Source organism: Aeromonas sp. Y318-1, assembly GCF_027706125.1.
Classification (GTDB): Bacteria; Pseudomonadota; Gammaproteobacteria; order Enterobacterales; family Aeromonadaceae; genus Aeromonas; species Aeromonas hydrophila.
Map to the genome: position 1 here is coordinate 41,005 of NZ_JAPDCM010000006.1, position 22,843 is coordinate 63,847.

A 22,843-nucleotide genomic window follows, 5' to 3' on the forward strand; every position below is an offset into this window, starting at 1 on the left:
GCACTCTACGGGGCCAGCTTGGGGCTAGGCAAGCGCAATTCGGCGCCTGCCGCAATTAAGTGATGTCACAACAAGGGGCTGAACAGGTAGAACATGTTCTCCATCACCTTCTTGTACCAGGGACGTGCCCGCCACTTGGCCAGCGACATGGGGGTCGCCTCTATCATGTAGCCCTGCACCAGCTGGGTCATCTCGGCGACGAACACCGGGTTGTCGATGAGCAGGGTCACCTCGAAGTTGAGCCAGAGGCTGCGCCGGTCCAGGTTGACCGTACCCACCAGGGCGAAGTCGTCATCCACCAGCACGCTCTTGGTGTGCAGCAGGCCGGCGTCGTAGCGATAGACCTCCACCCCCGCCTCCAGCAGCTCCTCCATGAAGGCGTTGCAGGCGTAATTGGCCATCAGGGAGTCGTTGCGCGCCGGCAGCACCAGCTGCACCTGCACGCCGCGGGCCGCCGCCGAGGAGAGCGCCGCCGCCAGCGGATCGTCCGGCACGAAGTAGGGGGTAGTCAGCACCAGATGGTGGCGGGCCTGGTAGATGGCCAGCAGCAGGCTCTGCTGGATGCAGTCGCCGCCGACGAAGGGGCCGGATGGAATTAGCTGGGCCCGGTAGTTGCTCTGGGGCCAGGCCTCCGGCTCGTGCTGCAGGCTGTCGAGCAGCCGCTCGCCGGTCTCCATCTCCCAGTCCCAGACGAAGATGGACCACATCAGCGGCACCATGGGCCCCTGCACCCGGATCATGATGTCGACCCACTGGCCGACCCCGGCGTTCTGCTTGAAGAAGCGGGGATCCACCATGTTCATGGAGCCGGTGTAACCGACCCGGTCGTCGATCACCACCAGCTTGCGGTGCATGCGCAGGTCCTGGCGCTGGAACGGAATGCGCCAGGCCCCGACCGGCAGCACCTCCACCAGCTTGACCCCGGCCTTGCGCAGCTTTTTCGGCCAGGACGAGCGAAAGAAGGTCTTGCTGCCCATGGAATCGAGCAGCAAGCGACAATCCACGCCGCGCGCCGCCACTTCCATTAAGGCTTCACACACCTCGTCGGTGTCGCCGCCCGGGTGCCAGATGTAGAACTCCAGGTAGCAGGACTGGGAGGATTGGCGGATGTCGCGCACTATCTCGCGCAGGATGGCTTCCGGCTTGCTCAGCAGCGTCATCCGGTTGCCGGAGAGCATGGGCATGGCCAGCCGGCCCTGGATCAGATCGTGCAGCGGCTGGGCCTTCTCCCCCACCTCGCAGCAGTGCTGGGGGAAGAGCCGGGCCAGCTGGCGGATCCAGATGGCGTAAGGGCGGTACATGGCCTGCGCCCGCTCGGCGCGGCGCCGGCCGAGGCGGATCTCGCCGAACAACACGTAGAAGCCGACCCCGGCAAACGGGATGGCATAGATGAGGGCGAGCCAGGCCAGCGAGACCCCGATGGGGCGCCGCTTCATCACCACCCGAAAGGAGACCCCCGCCACGATCACGGTGTGAAACAGCAGCAGCAACCAGCCGAGGAACTGGGAAAACAGCAGTTGGATGTCGTGCTCCAGACCGTTGATCACGAGAACTCCTTTTACAGACGAGTGAAATGCGGTGGGCAGATCCCGCGAAGCCAGGATGGTATGCTGTAAAACACACCCATTCTATCAGGTCGTTAGCATGATCCTGCAATCTATGCTGCTCAGTCTGGCCATGCTAGGTCAAGGCTCATATGACATCAATGAGCAACAGATAAACCAGTACCTGCAATCCCAGGTGCAAGTGAACAAACAGCTGGAGCTGCCCGGCATCATCAAGGCTCATGTGCAACTAGAACAGAGCGATGTCCAGATCGGGCGCCAGAGCCCGGACACCGCCCGGGTCTATGGCAAGGGCAAGCTCAAGATCGCCCTGCCGGATCAGACCGAGTACGACGCGCGGCTGAACATGACCTATGAGGCGAGACCGCGTTACGACAAGGCGCAGAGCGCGCTGTTCCTCGACAACATGAAATTGATTGAATACAAGCTGGAGCCGGAGGCGGCGCAGCAGAAGTTCGGTTTCATGCTCGGCATGCTGCTGCAGAGCATGGAGAAGCGGCTGGAGACCCAGCCGGTCTATCGGCTCAACGACAAGGATCCGAACCAGGCCTGGCTGAAGGAGAATCTGTTGGGGCTGGAGCTGTCACCGGGCAAGATCCATCTGTTGACCAAGCCCCAGTGAGTCGTCAGTTGTAGACCGGGGCCTTGGCCTGGCGCACCAGCAGCTCGATCTGGTAACCCTGTTCGCGCTGCTGGTCATACAGCGAGAAGAGCGGCCCCTCCAGTTCATGCAAGGGCAGGTCGGCGAAGCCGGCCTTGAGGTAGAACGGCTTTTCAAACGGCAAGGCCTGACACACCACAGGTTTGTCCTGCAGATCGTTGCAGGCGTGCTGCAACAGGCGCGAGCCCAGTCCCAGCGACTGGTAGTGGGGCAGCAGACGAAAACCGCACAGGTGGTAGTAATCCTGTTCGTCGCGCAGGCGCACGGCTCCCACCAGCCAGTGGGCGTCGCGCACCACGAAGATCCGCTCGGCCAGATCCGGCACATAGTGGGAGAAAGTGGTTTCGTAGTAATCCCTGATCAGGGAAAGGTCTGCATCACAGTACTCTTCGAACGTGAGTTCCATCGCCCGCTTGCCTATCACACCCGTTCCATCCATGGCCATTCGGCCCGGTCCTCATACATTGATGTCGGTCGCAGAGATCCGACCAGATTGACGATATCACGGCTTTTAATAACAAAAAAGCCAATAACCACACCGAGTTGCATAATTTTTAACATGCCGTCAGCCGGTCTGGCCAGTGGCGATCCTATCACGGCAAGCCAGTGGCAGACACTGTTTGCGCCTCTTCCCCGCCCTTTACGGCTGCCCGCCATTTCTTGGCCCGCAACTCACTGATTTGGCTCTACAAACCATTTTCGTAAACATTTGTTAACAAACAAATGCCGCTATCCCCCTGTATAAAAAGCCCCATTTGAATAGCAACCTTGGTATTTGCCCCTATGGTGAAGCCTTGGCATAGCCTCGCGCTGTTGTTGCCCGCATGGGTCCACCCCCACACCGACACCTCACCACTTTGCCAAGGAGTTATCATGTCCAGACCGATCCCCTCCCTGCTGATGCTGGCCCTGCTTCCCGCCGCTGGCTGGGCCGGCGACATCCATGCCCCGCTTGCCCCCTATCACTTCACGGCGCAGCAGCTTGCCGCCAGTCAGACCCCGGCCCTCCCCCTGGATGAGGCCCACTTCGTGTTCGGCGAGGCGGCCATGGCCTTCGATCTGCACGACTTTTTGCTGCAACAGGCGCCCCACCTGTTGCCCAAAGAGGAGGTGATCCTGCACTGGAGCGGCATCACCAGCCTCAACCCCCAGCTGCTGCTGGCCCTGATGGAGGCGAGCAGCCAGCTCATTTCGGCTCCCTCCGAGCAGGCCATGGCGGCGCCGTTCGCCAGGCTGGTCAAGGCCAGGGGCTTTGACAACCAGCTGGAGCTGATGGCGCGCCAGCTCTCCGAGCGCTTCTATCAGGCCCGCGCCCAACAAAACCTCATGCAGCGCAGCGCCCCCGCCCTGGCGCCGCAGGCCGCGCACCAGGCCGCCATTGCCAGTCTGCTGAGCACGTCAATGCAGCGCCAGCTCGGTGAGCAGTGGCGGACCCTGTTCGGCCAGGATGCCATGACCTCCCCCAGGGGCGGCGCAGCCGCGCCCGCCGCACCGCTGGCCGGCGGCCAGTTCCAGCTGCCCTGGCGCCAGGGCTATAGCTGGAAGGCCAATGGCGCCCACTCCCATACCGGCTCCGGCTACCCCTACTCCTCCATCGATGTCTCCTACGACTGGCCGGGCTGGGGCGGCGCCACCTACACGGTCACCGCCGCCAACAGCGGCACCGTCACCGTCTTCTCCCGCTGCCAGGTGCGCGTCACCGCCCCCAACGGCTGGGCCACCAACTACTACCACATGAGCGGGATCTCGGTGCGCAGCGGCGACTACGTGGCCGCCGACACCCCCATCGGCACCTATGCCAGCAACCGCAACGAGGCACTGTGCGAGGGCGGCTCCTCCACCGGCCCGCACCTGCACTTCTCCCTGCTCTACAACGGGGTGTTCCAGTCCCTGCAGGGGCAGCGGCTGAGCAGCTATGCCGTCAACATCGGCGCCAGCAACTACGACGACAACTGCAACCGCTTCTGGCTCTACAACCAGCGCAATGGCCAGCGCTACTGCGCCTGGCAGCCGCTCTACAACAACGGGGTTGACTGAGCCGAAAAAAGCCCGGTGAAGTGATTGAAAAGTCAGTAATGACGCGGCCTGCGCGGTTTTTTGCAAGCCGTCACAGATCCGCACAGTCCGCTTTGAAAGTGCTCACAAAATCGCCGCTAGGCGATTGCTGGCCAGACAGGCCGGTGTGAGGCTCTGGGTGCCCATCTGGGCACCCAAAACAAGGACTGACAATAATGAAACACACAGCGGGAATCTGGGCGATCGCAGGCATGCTGATCGCTCCTTTGGCACATGCCGACGTCATACTGCACGCCTTCAACTGGAAATACAGTGAAGTCACCGCCAAGGCCGATCTCATCAAGGCCGCCGGCTACAAACAGGTGCTCATCTCGCCACCCCTCAAGTCATCGGGCAACGAGTGGTGGGCACGCTACCAACCCCAGGATCTGCGCCTCATCGACACCCCCCTTGGCAACAAGCAGGATCTCGAACAGCTGATCGCCGCCATGCAGGCGCGGGGCATCGCGGTCTATGCGGACGTGGTGCTCAACCACATGGCCAACGAGAGCTGGAAACGCAGCGATCTCAACTACCCCGGCAACGAGCTGCTGCAAAGCTATGCCGCCAACCCCGGCTACTTCGAGCGGCAGAAGCTGTTTGGCGATCTGGGCCAGAACTTGCTCGCCAGTCAGGACTTCCACCCGGAAGGGTGCATCAGCGACTGGAACGATCCGGGCAACGTACAGTACTGGCGGCTGTGCGGCGGAGCGGGCGACAAGGGGCTGCCGGACCTTGACCCCAACAACTGGGTGGTGAGCCAGCAGCAAGCCTACCTCAAGGCGCTCAAGGGGATGGGGATCAAGGGCTTTCGGGTCGATGCGGTCAAGCACATGAGCGATTACCAGATCAACGCCGTGTTCACCCCCGAGATAAAGCAGGGGATGCACGTGTTTGGCGAGGTGATCACCACCGGCGGCGCCGGCAGCAACGATTACGAGCGCTTCCTCAAGCCCTATCTCGACAGCAGCGGTCAGGGCGCCTATGACTTCCCGCTGTTTGCCTCCCTGCGCGGGGCGCTCGGCTATGGCGGCAGCATGAACCAGCTGGCGGATCCGGGGGCCTACGGTCAGGCGCTGCCGGGCAGCCGGGCGGTCACCTTTGCCATCACCCACGACATCCCCACCAACGATGGCTTTCGCTACCAGATCCTGAACCCGACCGACGAGAAGCTGGCCTATGCCTACCTGCTCGGTCGCGACGGCGGCTCGCCGCTGGTCTATTCGGATCACGGCGAGACCCAGGCCAAGGACGGGCTGCGCTGGCAGGACTATTACCTGCGCAGCGACCTCAAGGGGATGATCCGCTTCCACAACGCGGTGCAGGGCCAGCCCATGCAGCTGATCGGCAGCGGCGACTGCTTCGTGCTGTTCAAGCGCGGCAAGCAGGGCCTGGTCGGCATCAACAAGTGTGACTACGAGCAGGAGTACTGGCTCGATACCGCCAAATTCGAGATGAACTGGTATCGCAACTACCGGGACGTGCTCGACCAAAATGCCGTGGTCAACGTGCAGAGCCAGTGGGTGCGGGTCGCCATTCCCGCCCGCAGCGCCCGCCTCTGGCTGCAGGAGTAAACCGGCCACTGCCGCGCGAGGCCGCCACTGGGCGGCCTCTTTATTTACTCTGTATTTACTCTGTCGCCGCTATTTTCTTGGCCGAGTGCACGGGTCGGTCAGGGCGGGCTTGTTCTGCCCACGCCGTGATGCTTTACTCAACAAGGCTACCGAGGCTGAAGGAGCAAGCCGTTGAAAGCATGGATGTTGATGGGATTGATCCCGCTGTTTTCCGCACCCGGCTGGAGCCAGACACCCGCCCCGGCCGAGGTGGTGATCCTCACCGCCGAGCCGCCGGCACCGCCCCCCGCGGCGCCCCCCGTCACCCTGCACACCCCGGGGGTGCTGCCGCCCCCCGAGCCGGCCAGCCCCTCGCTGCCGCCCGGCACTCGCCAGATCCTGGTCTACAAGTCGGTACAGAAAAACGGCGTGGTGCGCTACTCCGACATGATGCCGGAGCAGGGTCACTACGAGCTGCTGCTGTTCAACGACTGCTACGCCTGCGACCCCGACTCCAAGGTCAACTGGCACACCACGGGGCTGTTTCTCTATGACTACGCCAGCACCATCCAGGCGGCGGCCAAGGCCTATCAGGTGGAGCCGGCCCTCATTCGGGCGCTGATCCACGCCGAGTCCGCCTTCAACCCGCTGGCTGTGTCTCGCAAGGGGGCCATGGGGCTGACCCAGCTGATGCCGGCCACGGCGCGGGAGCTGGGAGTGGGCAACGCCCTGCTGGCGGAGCAGAACATCTTCGGCGGGGTGAAATACCTGGCGGGGCTGCTCAAGCAGTATGGCGGTAACGTGGCACTGGCCACTGCGGCCTACAACGCCGGCGCCGGCGCGGTGCAAAAACATGGGGGCATCCCCCCTTATGCCGAAACCCGCGCCTACGTAGAGCGGGTGCAACTGCTGCGCCAGCGCTACAAGGACATGCTGAGCGCCAAAGGGTTGTAAACCCTTGGCAAGCCACAAACAAGGTGGCACTCCCTCCCATATGGCCGAAACCCGCACCTATGCCTATGTGTGGAGCGGGTGCCGCTGCTGCACCAGCGCTATAAGGACATGCTGAACGCCAAGGGATTGTAAGCCTCTCCCCTCTTGCCGACGACCAAACAACCCTGCGGGCCCTTGCGGCCCATTTTCGTGCCCGCCAGAAACGAAAAAACACGCCCGGGGGCGTGTCGATACCACACGTTGTTTAGCAACACATCACTCTTTCGTGGCGATCACACGATAGGCCAATGCACCCAGAGTGGCACCGACGATGGGGGCAACCCAGAACAGCCAGAGCTGGCCGATGGCCCAGTCACCCACGAACAGCGCCACACCCGTGCTGCGCGCCGGGTTGACCGAGGTGTTGGTCACCGGAATGCTGATGAGGTGAATGAGGGTCAGGCACAGGCCGATGGCGATGGGCGCGAACCCGGCCGGGGCACGGCTGTCGGTGGCGCCCATGATGACGAACAGGAAGAAGCCGGTCATCACCACTTCACACACCAGGGCCGCCAGCAGGCTGTAGCCGCCGGGGGAGTGCTCGCCATAACCGTTGGAGGTAAAACCGGCGCTCACATCAAAACTCGCTTGCCCGCTGGCAATGACATAGAGCACGCCACCCGCCGCGATCCCGCCAAGCACCTGAGCCACTATGTAGGGCAGCACGTTGGAAGCCGGGAAACGACCACCGGCCCAGAGCCCGACGGTCACGGCCGGGTTCAGGTGGCAGCCGGAGATATGACCGATGGCATAGGCCATGGTCAGCACGGTCAGACCGAACGCCAGGGCCACGCCCAGCAGGCCGATCCCCACGTTCGGAAACGCGGCGGCCAGCACGGCGCTGCCGCAGCCCCCCAGCACCAGCCAGAAGGTCCCCATAAATTCAGCAGCAAAAGGTTTCACTCTTGTCTCTCCCCATGATGACTAACACAGGAGCCAGGAAAGGCTCATACGAACACTGTTATTAAACAGGCGCCATATTATGGGAGTGTGGCGGCACAAGGCGAAGCCGGCCCACACCAGGGGGAATGTGTGATCTTAATCACAAGTTGTTGATTAGGTAGAAAGAACCTGTCTCGCCCCATGGGGCTTTCTCATGGGAGTCCCCTGAGGAGGTGCGACAAATCGTGACTCAATCAGCGCTTTTGCCAGCAGGCGCCGGCATCTGGCTCACCCTTCTCTCGCACTCTGCCAAGGCGGAGCACCGGGCTCAGCGATAACGTCCGCGCACCGAACCGCTGGCCTGGCCCGCCATCCGGATCAGGCTCTGACGGGTATGGAAGTGGCAGAGCGCCACCCCGAGGGCGTCCGCCGCATCCGCCTGGGGGGTGGCCGAGAGCTTGAGCAGGTGCATCACCATGTGCTGCACCTGCTCCTTGCCCGCGCCGCCGGTGCCCACCACCGCCAGCTTGATCTGGGTCGCCGAGTACTCGCTCACCGGCAAGCTGGCATTGACCGCCGCGACTATGGCGCTGCCACGGGCCTGGCCGAGCTTGAGCGCCGAATCCGCGTTGCGGGCCATAAAGACCCGCTCGATGGCAAACTCGTCCGGCTTGAACTGGGTGATGATCTCGCTCACCCCGTCGTAAACCTGCTTGAGGCGGGACGGCAGCTCGCCCAGATCGGTACGGATGCAGCCCGACCCCAGGTACTGCGCCTTGCCGGAGACGATGCGGATGACGCCGTAACCGGTGATCCGGGAGCCGGGGTCGATCCCCAAGATAATGCTCATGAGACTCTGCTGTGTTGAAGGCTGTTCATGGCGGCCAAGATAGCAAACTCGCCCCCGCTTGGCTCGCGCGGCAGCGCCCAGGTCGCCTGACTGCGCAGGGATGCGCCATCTTGTACAGTGGTCTGCCGCTTCTCTGGCCAGTTATGCCGGCCGGTTGCGACGGGGTCACTCCCCCGCCAGGGCCACCAGTCGCTCCGCCAGCCGGTGGCCGTGCAGATAGCTCTCAATCAACGCCCCGTCGGCCCGACCCAGCTCAACCTGCCCATACCAGTGATCGAGCATCGCCACGAAACCCCGGCTCGCCAGCACCGGCTGCCAGTCGTCCGGAGCCAGGGTCTGCACGGCCTTGTCCCGCGCGCACGTGCCCCGGGTGCAGTTCTCGATATGCAGGGAGAGGTTGTCGCCATAGGCGTCGATGCGCTCCTCCGTGATGCCGGCGCTGCGGTTCATGCTGCCGCTCACCGCCACCTGCCCGCTCTGCCAGGCCACGCTCGCGCTCACCAGCATGTCCGGATCCTGCGCACTGCGCCGCAGCACGGCATGAAGATCCCCGTCCGGCACGCCGCCGTAGAAGCAGAGGCTGTCGAGCACATGGATAAAGTCGTCGAACAGGAACTGGCGTGGCAGCCCAGGCAGGGCGTGGCGATGTTTCTGCCACTGCAGCTCGGTGAGAGGCTGCGCCCGGGCGGCGCTCATGGCGGGCAGATAGCGGCGGTTGAAGCCCACAAAGAGCGGGCAATCCTGCGCGATGGCGAGATTGGCGAGCGCCTCTACCTCGGCGTAATCAAAGCAGAGCGGTTTGTCCACAAAGGTGGGGATGCCTGCCCGCAGACATTGTTCGGCCAACGCGAAGTGCACCGCGGTGGCGGCATGGATCATCACCGCATCCGGGCGGCTAGCCAGCAACGCCTCCACCTCGGTAAAGCACTCGGATATCCGGTACTGGCGGGCCAGCTTAGCCAATACCGCTGGATTGCGGGTACAGAGCAGCGGGGTGACTCGCTCGTCGCTCGCGAGCAGCGGCAGATAAGCCTTCTGGGCGATATCGCCAAGGCCTACGAGGGCAATGCGCATGGGGACTCCTTGTGGCGGCGGGTTATGGGCGCCGTTTTATCCGGCAACGGCTGACAGGGTAGCATCCCCGCCGACCAGGACACAGCCGATGGCTGGCCCAATCGCCCCCTCTGCCCGGGGAGTGTCATTTTTGGCTCCATCTGGCTAAGATGCCCGCTTTTGGACACAAGACGCGCCAAGGAGTGCCATGCCAAGCTCAACCCTGCTCTCGTTGTTTCGCTACAAGGCCTGGGCCGATGGCGAACTGCTGGATGCCCTCGCCACCCTGGATGCCGCGCAAGATGGCGAGGCGCACCACACGGCCCTGCGCATCTTCAACCATATCCATGTGGTCGATGCCATCTTCAAGGCCAATCTGCTGGGGGAACACCACGGCTTCAGTGCCACCAATACCCCGGAAACGCCGACCCTGGCGATGCTGCGCAGCGCCATCGGCAAGCTGGATGCCTGGTATCTGGATTACGTTGCCGACTTGAGCCAGGTAGATGGCGAGGCCGTGCTCTCGTTCAGCTTCGTGGATGGCGACAGGGGGCAGATGAGCCGCGCCGAGATGCTGCTGCACCTGGTGACCCACGGCGGCTATCACAGGGGGGCGATCGGGCGGATCCTGGTGCAGTGCGGCATCACGCCGCCGCGCGATACCCTGACCACCTTTTTGCATCGCAGCGAACCCGGGCGGCGGGGCGATGCAGCCCAGGAAGATGACAAGGCCCGCCCATGAAACGCGCCTGTCTGCGGCTCGCACCGCTGCTGCTGATCGGCCTGCTAAGTGGCTGCGCCGCCGCCATCGATCACTATTCGGGGCGCTTTCGCAACACCCTGACAGCGGGGGAGACCCGCGCGACCATTCGCGCCGAGCTGGGTGACCCCCAGCTCTGCCAGCAGGCCGCCTTTCTGACCGAGGATAAGGTGCAGGGCTGCGATCGCTTTACCGTGCTCGGCAAGATCCACAAGCGCGGTGACGGCAATGGCCAAGCCACGGCGAGCGCCGTGACAATGGGGCTGGGTGAGCTGATCCTGATACCCATGACGGTGGCCAGCGTGGCGGCGGACTACACCGAGCAGCACACCCTCACCGTCTATTACGACCGGGACGATCACTATCTGTTCCACACCCTGCTCAATGCCAAGGGGCAGGAAGTGTGGCAATAAGGGGCAATAAAGCGGAGCGCTTTGCTGCCCCCTGGCCAGGTGACAGCTGTTTGCCTGATGACTCGGGAAACCCCGTCAAGATTGCTCTCTGCGATCCAGCCACTTGCCCACTCTGGCTCCTAGCTCGGAGCAGACCAGCGCCGTCACGGCGGCCCAGAGCATCTGGTTGCCATCAAAACCCACCTGTTTTTCAAAGAAAAAAGGCACCAGCAGATTGAAGCCGATGATCCCGAGCAGCAGCCCAAGGCCGCTGCCCACCTTCTCCCTGCGGGATCGCGCCTTTAACGCCATCTGATTGCTCCTGTTGGAATGAGATAAAGAGGCACCTATCGCCCCTGGATATCCCCGGCAAGATAACAAAGCCTCCCCTGATGAGGACAGCCATCTTTTGGGGAAATGAAAATAGCCACATATGCCCTTTCAAATCCATTTGCTGATCTTGTTCAAAAAACGATGAGATTCTGATGGTTACATCACTTTAAGGCTCGCCCAGACAGTTTCGTTTGGCTTACCATAGCCATCCAGAACCTGTTGAGCTGCGATGGGTTGTTGCCAGCGCGGCCAATGAGGCATATTGGAAGCTGTAATCCACGGACGGTAGCGCGGGATTTGGTGGCGTTACGCCCCATACAGAAAGGTGGGTGTCCCAGATTCCTGATAGTTTATAAGTAGGATTTAGAGATGAAATTTGTAGTTCTTGGTAGAAATGAAAATACATTTCACTCAGTTAACACTGCCTTTCTGAAAATCGATCATTGGAATGATTATTCCTTTGTCACAATGTTCTATCTGATGGTATTCGATGAGAAAGGAATAAAACATGATATTGGTAACGTAAAAATAGCCTTTAAGGGACAAACTACCGAGATAAGCACACACAAAACACTGGGTAATCAATTTTCCTTATTAGGTGAACAATATTTTTCCTTAGGTACTGATATTGATTACTATAAAAACCTAAATCAGCTGAGTTATGCGTTTAAAGAAGCCATTTTGGTAGCGCTTCAAGATATCGTATACAAACCAGAAAAAATAAAAACTATTGAAGATGAGGAAGTTTTAAATACTTCTCTTTTCCGTGGTATCACCTTATCAGATGTTCATGGTCAGTTTTCGCGAGTTTTAGCTGGATTAGCTGAATTATCTAATTTTGACTTCAATTTTGTGCGAAATGGTTTAGAGGGATTTTGTAACCTACAAATACCCTTTAAAGTAAACGTAGGTTCTATCCCAAGCACTAACATCCATGCATTTATTGGCCGGAACGGGTGTGGTAAAACGACTATCTTAAATGGGATGATCAATGCAATCGCTAACCCTAACGATGAAAACTGCTACTTTACTGAGTATGGTTCTTTATTGGAAGGATCAAGAATCCCTACAGGTTATTTCCGCTCTCTGATATCAGTATCTTTTAGTGCCTTTGACCCATTTACACCACCTAAAGAACAAACAGACCCTGCGAAAGGTACGAAGTACTTTTATATTGGCCTAAAAAACAGAGACAACAACGGTCTTAATTCTTTAGAAGACCTACGTAAAGATTTTGTTTCTGCGCTAACAGGCTGTTTACGTAATAAAGATAAGAATAAAATTTGGCTCGAAGCGATATACAAATTAAGTAGTGACCAGAATTTCGAAAACATGGGGTTAAGTATTCTTAATACACGGTATCAGAACTTAAAGCAGAGTCATCCTGATATTCAAGTTGACAGTGAACAGTTCAAAAATTTGTTTTACCATGATATTCATAATTACTTACGTCGTATGAGTTCAGGACATGCGATCGTACTATTTACGATAACTAAATTAGTGGATACAGTAGGTGAAAAATCTCTTGTATTGTTGGACGAGCCAGAAGGACATCTACACCCACCTCTTCTATCCGCATTTCTGCGGACTTTAAGCGATCTACTTTACATCAAAAATGGGGTCGCAATAATTGCTACACACTCCCCAGTTGTGCTTCAAGAAATACCAAAGTCTTGCGTTTGGAAGGTTATACGTTCAAGAGAAGTCATAAGTGCGCAGAGACCAGAGATAGAAACGTTTGGAGAAAATTTGGGTGTATTAACACGTGAAGTTTTTGCACTAGAGGTCGCCAATTCTGGATATCATTCTTTATTAACTAAGTCTGTTGATTCAGGCGCATCATATGAGGATATTTTGTCTGAATACAACGGGCAAATTGGACTTGAAGGTCGGACCGTCTTAAAAGCTATGGTTTTAAATAGGGAGGCAGGAAAATTACAATGAAAAAACTAAGCCTTCCTAATATATCCTTTAATGACATGTTAACCAAGTGTTCTGAAGGAATGGAACAAGTAAATGTTCGTAATAACTTCATTTCTGCATTTCCAATTTTCCAAGCGAAAGAGCAGCAATATAGAATGCTAAGTATATATGGGAAATTATACACTTACCCCAAAATTAATCCTTTAACTGACACGACACAAGTTGTTGGCCACCTTACTAAATCAAAGCTACTGAACTTATATGAAAACAACTTGAGAAATAAGAATAAGCCTGCGAGAAATTACTACGATTCATTACTAGTATCTTCTGGAGAGCGTTGCCCATTTTGTGGCGATATTGGTCACACGAAAAACCTTGACCACTTTTTGCCCAAAGCTCATTTTCCTGAATTCTCAGTTATGCCGCTTAACCTAGTTCCTTCTTGTCGTGACTGTAACATGGGTGAAAAGGGGGAAAATTATGCAACTCGCGAAGATGAACAAGCCATCCACCCATATATTGATAAAAGCATATATTATCAAGAGCAATGGGTTTTTGCAGAATACATTAATGAAGATGACGGTGCTCTACGTTATTACGTACGCTGCCCAGCGGCTTGGAGTCTAGAAGACAAAAATAGGGCTACAAACCACTTCAATAGTTTAAATTTAGCAAGCCGATACTGCTTAGAGGCAGGAAAACACCTAAGTGAAGTAATCGACCAAAGAAATGCTTTTACAAATGTAATTCTCAGCTTTAATGCACGTGCTACACCACAAGCAATAAGAAATGCATTTGTTACAGCTAACCTTCAACCCATTATAAGTTCAGATCAATTCCCTAATCACTGGAAAAAAGTAATGTACCAGTGTTTAGCCAACTCGCCCGATTTCTTTGAAAGATGAAAAAGGCGACCAACTGGTCGCCAGTTTATTTCCAACAATATCCCAATCAAGAATATTACCGAGCCGGTCGCTTGGCACCATTCCCTTTTGCCGCGGGCTTGCCGCCTTGAGTGGCAGGTTTGGCACCAGGCTTGGCAGAGCCTGCGCGGGTCGGGGCCTTACCTTTGTGAGCGGGTTTGCCATTGCCCCCCTTGCCGCCGTTTCTGCTGGCTGCCGGGGCATTCCCTGCACTGGCCTCGCTGCGGGCGGCCTTGTTGCCAGCCCCATTGCTGCGCTGATGGGTGATGGCACTGTGGCGGGTCAGGGCAGGTTTCAGGCCCTTGCTGCGGCTGCGCTCGGCCTTGGCTTCGCCACGCCCTTCCGGCGGCACCAGGCAGTCGGGGCCGTTACCGATGAGATGGCCCTTGCCCATCTCCAGCAGGGCTTCGCGGATCATCGGCCAGCCAGCCGGATCGTGATAGCGCAGCAGCGCCTTGTGCAGGCGACGGCGACGCTCCCCTTTCACCACGAACACGTCCCCGCCCTGGCGGCTCACCTTGTTCAGCGGGTTTTTCTCGGTGTAATACATGGTGGTGGCGTTGGCGAGCGGCGACGGGTAGAAGTTCTGCACCTGATCGAGCTTGAAGCGGTTTGCTTTAATCCAGAGCGCCATGTTCACCATGTCCTCATCCGTGGTGCCCGGGTGGGCGGAGATGAAGTAGGGGATCAGGTACTGCTGCTTGCCCGCCTCTTTGGAGTACTTGTCGAACAGCTCCTTGAAGCTGTAGTAGCTGCCCATGCCCGGCTTCATCATCTTGGAGAGCGGGCCCTCTTCGGTGTGTTCCGGCGCGATCTTGAGGTAGCCGCCGACGTGGTACTTGGCCAGCTCCTTGATGTAGCGCGGATCTTCCACCGCGATGTCGTAACGCACGCCGGAGGCGATCAGGATCTTCTTGATGCCCTTGAGGTCGCGCGCCTTGCGGTAGAGGTTGATGGTCGGGCTGTGGTCGGTGTCCATGTGCGGGCAGATGGTCGGCCAGACGCAGGAGGCGCGCCGACAGGTCTGCTCGGCCTTGGGGCTCTTGCAGCGCAACTTGTACATGTTGGCGGTGGGGCCGCCCAGATCCGAGATGACGCCGGTAAAGCCCGGCACCTTGTCGCGGATCTCTTCGATTTCTTTCAAGATCGACTCTTCCGAGCGGCTCTGGATGATGCGCCCCTCGTGCTCGGTGATGGAGCAGAAGGAGCAGCCGCCAAAGCAGCCGCGCATGATGTTGACCGAGGTCTTGATCATGTCGTAGGCCGGGATCTTCGCGTTGCCATAGGCCGGGTGCGGCACCCGCTGGTAAGGCAGGCCGAATACCCCGTCCATCTCGTCGGTTTCGAGCGGGAAGGCGGGCGGGTTGACCCAGATGATGCGATCGCCGTGGGCCTGTGAGAGCGCGCGGGCGCAGCCCGGGTTGGTCTCGTGGTGCAGGATGCGCGACGCATGGGCGTAGAGCACCTTGTCTTCCTTCACCCGCTCGAACGCCGGCAGCTTGACGTAGGTCAGCTCCCACGGCTTTTGCTTAGGGGGTTGTACCAGGATGGGCTTGGCCTCCTGCGCAGCCGGAGCGGTACCTTCATCGTCCGCGCAGGGAGCCCCTTCCATATAGGGGTTGGGGATGGGATCGATGCGGCCAATCTGGTCGAGCTTGCTCGAATCCACCCCGCGCCAGCCCGGCAGCGGCTCCTTGCGGATCACGGCGGTGCCGCGAATGTCCTGCATGGTGTCGATGGTCTCGCCGCCTGCGATGCGGTGGGCCACCTCGATCAACGGCCGCTCGGCGTTGCCGTAGATGAGGATGTCGGCCTTGGCATCGATCAGGATCGAGCGACGGATGGTCTCGGACCAGTAGTCGTAGTGGGCGATGCGGCGCAGGGATGCCTCGATGCCGCCGATGACCACCGGCACCTCTTTATAGGCTTCCTTGCAGCGCTGGGTGTAGACCAGGGTGGCGCGGTCCGGCCGCTTGCCGCCCACATCCCCCGGGGTGTAGGCGTCGTCGTGGCGCAGCTTCTTGTCGGCGGTGTAGCGGTTGATCATGGAGTCCATGTTGCCCGCGGTCACCCCGTAGAACAGGTTCGGCTTGCCCAGGCGCATGAATTCATCCTTCGATGACCAGTCCGGCTGGGCGATGATGCCGACCCGAAAGCCCTGGGATTCGAGCATGCGGCCGATCACCGCCATGCCGAAGCTCGGGTGATCCACGTAGGCGTCCCCAGTCACCAGCACGATGTCGCAGCTGTCCCAGCCGAGCTTGTCCATCTCCGCGCGGGACATGGGCAGGAAGGGCGCAGTGCCGTAGCACTCGGCCCAGTAACGGGGATAGGAGAAGAGGTTGGTAACCGGCTGCATTTTGACCACCTGGAACAATTCGGGTCGCGCATTATACCGGCAGAGCAAGGCGGGGGCGACGGCTTTTTGCCCCTACGATAGATGCGGAAAAGGCGAGCCAGCGGGGCTCGCCTGAAAAGTGCGGGTCAATTGTCGGCTCAGGCCAGGACGCGGGCCAGCACGATGCGGTTGTAGTGGCGCTGCAGCAACTGATAGCCGCCCAGCAGGCACCAGACCAGGGCGGGCGCCAGGAAGACCGGATGGGTGGCCAGGCGCAGCATCAGCAAGCCCAGCAGGATCAGCGCGAACGGCCGGCTCTCGTAGAGCCAAAGCGGCCAACCCTGCTTTCGCAGTTGCTGCTTGTCGGGCCGGCGATAGGCGCCGCGTCGAAACCAGGCCAGCGAACCGGCCAGATAGAATGCCAACCCGGCCAGCAACAGCCCCGGCTGATCGGCAATCCCCAACAACAGCAAACCGCTGCCCATATAGGCAAAGGGCAGCGGTTCATAAATGGCTGATGGCAACATAGCTCACCTCAACGTTAAACTGGCTATATATTAACCCGCTTACCCGAGGATGCCATCAGCTTGCAGTGCTTTTCACCTATATGGGTGTAGGCATCAGGCCGCCGGTTTGTCCTGCTGCGAGGCGGCCTCGCTGGCCGCCAGCGCCTCGTCCACCTGTTGATCCCGCGCCCCGGTCATGCCGGCCCGTTTGGCCAGCAGATGGTAGATGGCGGGCACCAGCAGCAGGGTCACCAAAGTCGCCAAGGAGAGGCCGAAGAAGACCACGGTTCCCACCGACATCCGGCTTTCATACCCCGCCCCCATGGAGAGCATCAGCGGCACGGCCCCTATGATGGCAGTGAGCGAGGTCATCAGGATCGGACGCAAGCGGCGCACCGAACCTTTGATGATCGCCTCGTCGAACCCCTCGCCGCGCTGGCGCAGCTGGTTGATGAACTCGACGATCAGGATGCCGTTCTTGGTCACCATGCCGATCAGCATGATCATGCCGATCTGGCTGTAGATGCTCATCTCCTGCCCCGTCAGCCAGAGGCCGAGCAGGCCACCGAAGATGCCGAGCGGCACCGTCACCATCACCACCGCCGGGGTCAGCATGCTCTCGAACTGGGCCACCAGTACCAGATAGACCACCAGCAGGGCCAGAGCGAACACCATCACCATCTCGCCCTGGTTGTCGCGATAGTCCTTGGACTCGCCGGCATAATCCACCGTCATGCCGCTTGGCAGGTTGGCGCTGGCCCAGCGGTCCAGGTAATCCAGCGCCTCACCGAGGGTGTGGCCCGGCGCCAGATCCGCGGTCAGGGTCACCGCCTTCTGACGCTGGTAGTGGTTGAGGCGCTGCGGGCTCGCCACCTGCTTGACTGTGGCCAGGGTCGAGAGGGTCACCATCTCGCCATTGGCCGCCTTGAGGTAGATGCGGCTCAAGTCGGAGACGCCGTTGAAGTCGCGCTGATTGGCACGCAGATAGACGTCGTACTCCTCACCCCTGTCCACATAGGTGGTCTGGCTGATGCCGCCGAGCAGGGCCTGCAGAGAGCTCGCCACTGTGGAGACCGGGATGCCAAGCTGGTTGGCCCGATCCCGCTCTATGGTCACCTGCAGCTCCGGGGTCTTCTCGGCATAGTCGAGATCCGGCGTCTCCATCAGACCGCTCTGGGCTGCCGCCTCTTTCAGGGCCAGCCCCTGCTGATAGAGCTCGGCGTAATCAGAGCCCTGCAGTACGAACTGTACCGCCGCGGTGGAGCCGCCGCGAAAGCCCGGCTGGAAGGTGCGGATCATCACGTCCGGAATACCGGCCAGCCGCCCGCTCAGGGACTTGGCAAATTCGGTGGCGGTCTCATCCCGCTCGGCCCAGTCGGTGAGCTGGATGATGGCCATGCCGGTCTGATCGCCGCCGCGGCCGAAGGCCGGGGTGCTGAAGCTCATGGCCTGCACCACCCCCTTGCCGAGCAGCGGCATGATGGCCGCCTCCACCTGCTGCATGTTGCGCTTCATCCGCTCGATGCTGGTGCCCTCGGCCCCCTTGACGAACACGTAGAGCACGCCCCGATCCTCGGTCGGGGTCAGGCTGGTGGGCAGCTGGGCAAACAGGGCACCGATGCCGCCCAGGCAGAGCACCAACACCAGAGGGGTCCAGCGCGAGTGGCGCAGCATCCAGCCGAGCAGCCGGCGGTAGTGGGTCTCCACCCAGCCGAGGCCGCGATCGAGCGCCGCCGTCAACCGGTTGGGCCGATCCACCGAACGCATCAGCCAGGAGCCCATGGCCGGGGTCAGGGTGAGCGCGATCAGCGACGAGAAGAGCACCGCCAGGGAGAGCAGGATGGCGAACTCGGTAAAGAGCCGGCCCACCATGCCATCCATGAAGGCAATGGGCACAAACACCATCACCAGCACGGCGGTGGTGGCGATCACCGCAAAGCCCACCTCGCGGGTGCCGTGCCAGGCGGCCAGCAGGGGCGGCTCACCGCGCTGCAGATGGTGGTGAATGTTCTCCACCACCACGATGGCATCATCCACCACCAGGCCGATGGCGAGAATGAGCGCCAACAGGGTGATGAGGTTGATGGAAAAACCCAGATACCAGGCCCCGATAAAGGCCGAGATGAGAGAGACCGGCACCGTGATGGCCGGAATGAGGGTGGTGCGCCCCTGCCCCAGGAACAGGTAGAGCACGGCCACTACCAGCACGGCGCAGATGGCGAGCGTTTCGTACACCTCGTCGATGGCCTGCTTGATAAAGATGGTGGAGTCGTAGTCGACCTCCAGCGTTGCCCCCTCCGGCAGGAAGCGCTGCATCTCGGCCATCTTCTTCTCGACCCCCTGCGCCACCGCCAGCGGGTTGGCGGTGGACTGGGCGACGATGCCTATCCCCAAGCTCTCGCGGCCGTTGCGCTGGTAGGCACTGTCTTCGTTCTTGGCGCCCACCTCCACATCGGCGATGTCAGCCAGATAGATGCTTTGGCCGTTGGTGGCGGTGCGCACCTGCAGCGCCTGGAAATCGGCGGCGGTGTGGTAGAGCCGGGCAATCTGCACCGCCATGGTCATGCTGTTGTTGCGGATCTCGCCGCCCGGCAGCTCGATGTTCTCGCGTTTGAGGGCGTCCTGCACGTCCGCCACCGTGACGCCGCGCGCCGCCATGTCGGATGGGCGCAGCCGCACGTACATCACCTGGGTCAGATCGCCGGAGAGCGACACCTCGCTCACCCCGTCCACCAGGCTCAAGGGATCTACCAGTACCCGGTTGGCGTAGTCGGTCATGGCGGTGCGGTCCATCTGGGTGCTGCTGAAGTTGAGCCAGACCGCCACGTCGCCGTTGCCGTTGTCCTTGGTGACCAGGGGTTCATCCACCTCGTCCGGCAGCTTGGGGCGGGCGCGGGAGATGGCGTCGCGCACATCGGAGATCCCCTCCACCATGTTCCAGCCGAGCTTGAACTCCACCGTGATGACTGAGCGCCCCTTGCGGGTCACCGAGTTGATGTTCTTGATGCCGCTGATGCCGGAGAGCTGATCCTCGATGGGCTTGGTGACCTGGCTCTCCATGACGGCGGGGGCGGCCCCCTCGTACATGGTGGTGATGGAGACGGACGGGGTCTGCACGTCCGGCATCTCCCGCACCGTCAGCTTGGAAAACGCCACCAGACCGAACACGGTGAGCAGCGCGCTCAGTACCACCGCCACCAGCGGGCGGCGCACGGAAATATCGGAGAGCCACATCAGCCTTTGACCTCCGCCAGATCGTGCACGCTGACGCCGTCACGCAGGTTGACCAGCCCCTCGACCACGATGCGATCGCCCACCTTGAGCCCTTCGGTCACCCACACCTCTTCACCATGGGTATCCCCCAGCACCACCGGCACCCGCTTGACCTTGCCATTGGGTTCGAGACGATAGACGAAGCGCTGCTCGCCGGCATACTCCACCGACTGGGCCGGGATCAGGGTCATCTTCTGTGGCGGCAGGGAGAGCTCGACATTGAGCAGCATACCGGGGCGCAGCTGGCCGTCAGGATTGGGGATGATCACCCGCGCCTTGATGTTCTGGGTATCGTTGGAAACGCGGCTGTCCAGCGTCTCCAGCACGCCGCGAAAAGATTGATCCGGCCAGGCCGAACTGGTCGCCGTCACCGCCATGCCGGGGCGCAGCAGCGAGAGGTAGCGCTCAGGCACCGCCAGATCGAGCCGCAGCTTGGCCAGCTCGTCCAGGTGGAGCAGGGTATCGCCGCTGTTGACCAGGGCCCCTTCGCTCAGATCGATGAGGCTGACCGAGCCGTCGAACGGCGCCAGCAGGGTGCGCAGGGAGAGTTCGTACTTGGCGGCATCGGCGCGGGCCTGAGCCTGGGCGACCGTAGCCTCCTGCCCTTCCAGCTCGGAAGTGGTGATGGCACCGCGCGCCACCAGCCGGCGCATGTCCCGCAGCTTGCGGCTCTCGTCGCGCACGCTGGCGCTCTGCTCGGCCAGCTCCGCCTGCTGCTTGCCGGCGTCGAGGGCGATCAGTACGTCCCCCTGCTTGACCTGCTGGCCGGAGCGCACCGCGATCTTGACGATGCGGCCGGTCACCTCCGGGCTTATCACCACGGAGCGATTGGCGGCCAGCTTGCTCACCAGCTTGATGGAGGGTTCGGCCAGGCTCTGGCTGACCGTCTGCGCCCTGATGTTGACCTGACGTGGCTGGGGTTTGCCGGCAGGGGCGGAGTGGCGGTAATACCAGCCGGCGGAAATCAGCAGAGAGAGGCAGGCAAGCACCAGCCATATACGCATTTTCATCAAGCAATCCATGAAATTAAGAGAAAAGAGGGCACTTCATCAATGATGGTCACCATGTTACCCCCTGACTATGCCGTGACTATGTATAAATGTGACAAAACGTAACAGAAACGGCGATATTTGATTGAAATAGCAGTAGCAGAAGACGGGCTTCACGATTGTGCCCTAAACTGATGCTCCGAACCTGTCCGGATCCCGCCTAACGCCTATGCCTGAACCCAGATCTCATTTTGTTACCTATCGTTTGCAATGGCTGCTCTGCGCCTTCGTCGCCCTGCTGCTGGCCATCACTCTCAAGCTGACCCTGACCCAGGTCACCGACCATTATCAGAGCGATACCCTCAGCACCGCCTCCCGCTTGAAATCCCAGTTTCAGCAGATGGAAACCTTTCTCGAGGCGATGCGCGGTCAGGCAGAAGAGCGGCTGCGCAGCAACCCGCAATCCGCCCTCACCCAGCAGCTCTACGGCGCCCTGCGGGAGAATGGCGACCAGGGCTTTGCGCTGGATCGGGTGCCCGCCAACCTGCCCAAGGGGCTGAGCGGCAACCTGACCGGACTGGGACCGCTGCCAGCCCCCGGCAGCCCACGCGCCGCCAGGCTGCACCTGGCGCTGAGCCTCTCCCCCCTGCTCTCCACCGCCAGCAAGCTGCTGGGGGACAAGGTTGGCTGGATCTACTTCACCGGGGTCGATGACTTCATCTACCTCTACCCCTGGGTTCCCACCAGCCAGTTTCACTTTCGGCGCAACATCTATCTCAAGTCCTACTGGCAGGATGCCCTGAAGCAGAAGGAGAAGAGCCTGCGCGCCACCGTCTCGCGCCCCTACGAGGACTTTGCCGGCGCAGGCCAGATGATCACCCTGTCTCAGCCCATCGTGAAAGATCAGGTGCTGGTGGGGGTCATCAGCATCGATGTGCTGCTCTCCCGGCTGAAGCAGCTGCTACGGGAATCCACCCCAGGTATCGGCTGCCTGTTTCTGATCAACCAGCATCAGCAGATCCTGGCCAGCAACGCACAGGAGGAGGGGCTGGTCCCAAAGCCGTCAAAGGCTCGGGATGGCTACCACTGGCAGCAGGGGGCCTTTCAGTTCCAGTACGACATTCCTGACACCGAGCTCACCCTGCTCCACCGCATCCCCCTGTCCTCCCTGCTGTGGGCCCTGCTCTGCCAGTCCGCCCCGACCCTGATCGCCCTGTTCTTCATGGCCTGGGCCGTGCTTGCCAATCTCAAGTCCCGCCGCCTGAACCGGCAGCTCGACTACCTCTCTCGCCACGATGCCCTGACCGGCGCCTTCAACCGCCACTACTTCGATGAGTTTGAGCGCCGCCATCAGCAGCGCGGGGGAAGCGTCGGGGTGATCATGTTCGACTGCGATCACTTCAAGCAGGTCAACGACCGCTTTGGCCACGAGGTGGGCGATCAGGTGCTGATCCAGTTGGTGCGCCTGTGCCAGCAGCACCTGCGCCGGGAAGACGCCCTGATCCGCTGGGGCGGCGAGGAGTTTCTGCTGCTGGCGGCCAAAGGGGGGGAACCACTCGACCAGCTGGCCGAGCAGCTGCGTCTGCGCATCGCCCGCCACCCCTGGCAGGAGCTGGCGCCGGCCCTGGCGGTGACCGTCAGCCTGGGTTATCACCACAGCACTACCGATACCCAGTTGCAGGAGGCCATTCGGCGGGCCGACGTGGCGCTCTATCAGGCCAAGACCAACGGTCGCAATCGCAGCGAACGCTGGCAGGATGACGGCGCCGGCAACTGCGGGTAAGCTGGTTTTCT

The 22,843-nt window shown here is 60.4% G+C and carries 19 protein-coding genes; 9 read left to right on the top strand and 10 right to left on the bottom strand.

Annotation, left to right across the window (positions count from 1 at the left end; all coding sequences use genetic code 11):
• Positions 1–65: 65 nt before the first annotated feature.
• The gene (gene cls, locus OKB87_RS10445) at positions 66–1,547 is read right to left on the bottom strand and encodes a cardiolipin synthase (protein ID WP_011705220.1); all 1,482 of its coding nucleotides are present in this window, start codon (positions 1,545–1,547) and stop codon (positions 66–68) included.
• A gap of 97 nt (positions 1,548–1,644) precedes the next feature.
• Between cls and OKB87_RS10450 the strand changes: the two genes are divergently transcribed.
• Complete coding sequence (locus tag OKB87_RS10450; protein ID WP_026080151.1) at positions 1,645–2,187, top strand: DUF1439 domain-containing protein; 543 nt, start codon at positions 1,645–1,647, stop codon at positions 2,185–2,187.
• 4 nt (positions 2,188–2,191) lie between these two features.
• Here the strand turns inward: OKB87_RS10450 and OKB87_RS10455 are convergent, their stop codons facing one another.
• Complete coding sequence (locus tag OKB87_RS10455; protein WP_011705218.1) at positions 2,192–2,671, bottom strand: GNAT family N-acetyltransferase; 480 nt, start codon at positions 2,669–2,671, stop codon at positions 2,192–2,194.
• Positions 2,672–3,099: 428 nt separating this feature from the next.
• Between OKB87_RS10455 and OKB87_RS10460 the strand changes: the two genes are divergently transcribed.
• The 3 genes from OKB87_RS10460 to OKB87_RS10470 all read left to right on the top strand — a co-directional run bounded on the left by OKB87_RS10460 (position 3,100) and on the right by OKB87_RS10470 (position 6,788).
• Entirely contained in the window at positions 3,100–4,263 is a 1,164-nt protein-coding gene (locus tag OKB87_RS10460) for a M23 family metallopeptidase (RefSeq protein ID WP_270827364.1), read from the top strand.
• Between the two features lie 194 nt (positions 4,264–4,457).
• A complete protein-coding gene (locus OKB87_RS10465) occupies positions 4,458–5,855 on the top strand; it encodes an alpha-amylase family protein (protein WP_242522839.1) in 1,398 nt (465 codons plus the stop codon).
• Positions 5,856–6,038: 183 nt separating this feature from the next.
• A complete protein-coding gene (locus OKB87_RS10470; protein WP_270827517.1) occupies positions 6,039–6,788 on the top strand; it encodes a lytic transglycosylase domain-containing protein in 750 nt (249 codons plus the stop codon).
• A 255-nt stretch (positions 6,789–7,043) separates the two neighbouring features.
• Here the strand turns inward: OKB87_RS10470 and aqpZ are convergent, their stop codons facing one another.
• The 3 genes from aqpZ to OKB87_RS10485 form a co-directional block, all read right to left on the bottom strand.
• Complete coding sequence (aqpZ, locus tag OKB87_RS10475; protein ID WP_270827365.1) at positions 7,044–7,730, bottom strand: aquaporin Z; 687 nt, start codon at positions 7,728–7,730, stop codon at positions 7,044–7,046.
• A gap of 307 nt (positions 7,731–8,037) precedes the next feature.
• On the bottom strand, positions 8,038–8,559 hold the full coding sequence (gene ruvC, locus OKB87_RS10480) for a crossover junction endodeoxyribonuclease RuvC (RefSeq protein ID WP_270827366.1): 522 nt from the start codon (positions 8,557–8,559) through the stop codon (positions 8,038–8,040).
• Positions 8,560–8,724: 165 nt separating this feature from the next.
• Positions 8,725–9,633, bottom strand: coding sequence for a Gfo/Idh/MocA family protein (locus OKB87_RS10485; RefSeq protein ID WP_270827367.1), 909 nt, complete (start codon positions 9,631–9,633; stop codon positions 8,725–8,727).
• Positions 9,634–9,820: 187 nt separating this feature from the next.
• Between OKB87_RS10485 and OKB87_RS10490 the strand changes: the two genes are divergently transcribed.
• Together OKB87_RS10490 and OKB87_RS10495 are read left to right on the top strand one after the other, a co-directional pair.
• A complete protein-coding gene (locus OKB87_RS10490; protein ID WP_270827369.1) occupies positions 9,821–10,354 on the top strand; it encodes a DinB family protein in 534 nt (177 codons plus the stop codon).
• Complete coding sequence (locus OKB87_RS10495) at positions 10,351–10,785, top strand: hypothetical protein (RefSeq protein WP_270827370.1); 435 nt, start codon at positions 10,351–10,353, stop codon at positions 10,783–10,785. Before OKB87_RS10490 ends, OKB87_RS10495 begins: the two co-directional genes overlap by 4 nt.
• A gap of 75 nt (positions 10,786–10,860) precedes the next feature.
• Here OKB87_RS10495 and OKB87_RS10500 read toward each other — a convergent pair whose 3' ends face one another.
• Entirely contained in the window at positions 10,861–11,076 is a 216-nt protein-coding gene (locus OKB87_RS10500; protein ID WP_270827371.1) for a hypothetical protein, read from the bottom strand.
• 390 nt (positions 11,077–11,466) lie between these two features.
• Between OKB87_RS10500 and OKB87_RS10505 the strand changes: the two genes are divergently transcribed.
• Together OKB87_RS10505 and OKB87_RS10510 are read left to right on the top strand one after the other, a co-directional pair.
• Complete coding sequence (locus OKB87_RS10505; protein ID WP_270827373.1) at positions 11,467–13,041, top strand: AAA family ATPase; 1,575 nt, start codon at positions 11,467–11,469, stop codon at positions 13,039–13,041.
• Entirely contained in the window at positions 13,038–13,925 is an 888-nt protein-coding gene (locus tag OKB87_RS10510; RefSeq protein ID WP_270827375.1) for an HNH endonuclease, read from the top strand. The genes OKB87_RS10505 and OKB87_RS10510 overlap by 4 nt, the downstream gene beginning before the upstream one ends.
• 55 nt (positions 13,926–13,980) lie before the next feature.
• Here the strand turns inward: OKB87_RS10510 and OKB87_RS10515 are convergent, their stop codons facing one another.
• From OKB87_RS10515 to OKB87_RS10530, 4 genes are all read right to left on the bottom strand, one after another.
• A complete protein-coding gene (locus OKB87_RS10515) occupies positions 13,981–16,302 on the bottom strand; it encodes a YgiQ family radical SAM protein (RefSeq protein ID WP_270827376.1) in 2,322 nt (773 codons plus the stop codon).
• A gap of 137 nt (positions 16,303–16,439) precedes the next feature.
• Positions 16,440–16,808 carry a hypothetical protein gene (locus OKB87_RS10520; RefSeq protein WP_011705202.1) on the bottom strand — a complete coding sequence of 123 codons (369 nt, stop codon included), beginning with the start codon at positions 16,806–16,808 and terminating at the stop codon, positions 16,440–16,442.
• 93 nt (positions 16,809–16,901) lie between these two features.
• Positions 16,902–20,021: an efflux RND transporter permease subunit gene (locus tag OKB87_RS10525; protein ID WP_270827377.1), complete on the bottom strand. Its 3,120-nt coding sequence runs from the start codon at positions 20,019–20,021 to the stop codon at positions 16,902–16,904.
• Positions 20,021–21,070 (bottom strand): efflux RND transporter periplasmic adaptor subunit, encoded by a 1,050-nt coding sequence (locus tag OKB87_RS10530; protein ID WP_024944721.1) that lies wholly within the window; start codon positions 21,068–21,070, stop codon positions 20,021–20,023. Before OKB87_RS10530 ends, OKB87_RS10525 begins: the two co-directional genes overlap by 1 nt.
• 208 nt (positions 21,071–21,278) lie before the next feature.
• On the opposite strand from OKB87_RS10530, the gene OKB87_RS10535 reads away from it, so the two are divergent.
• Entirely contained in the window at positions 21,279–22,832 is a 1,554-nt protein-coding gene (locus OKB87_RS10535; protein ID WP_270827378.1) for a sensor domain-containing diguanylate cyclase, read from the top strand.
• Positions 22,833–22,843 lie beyond the last annotated feature (11 nt).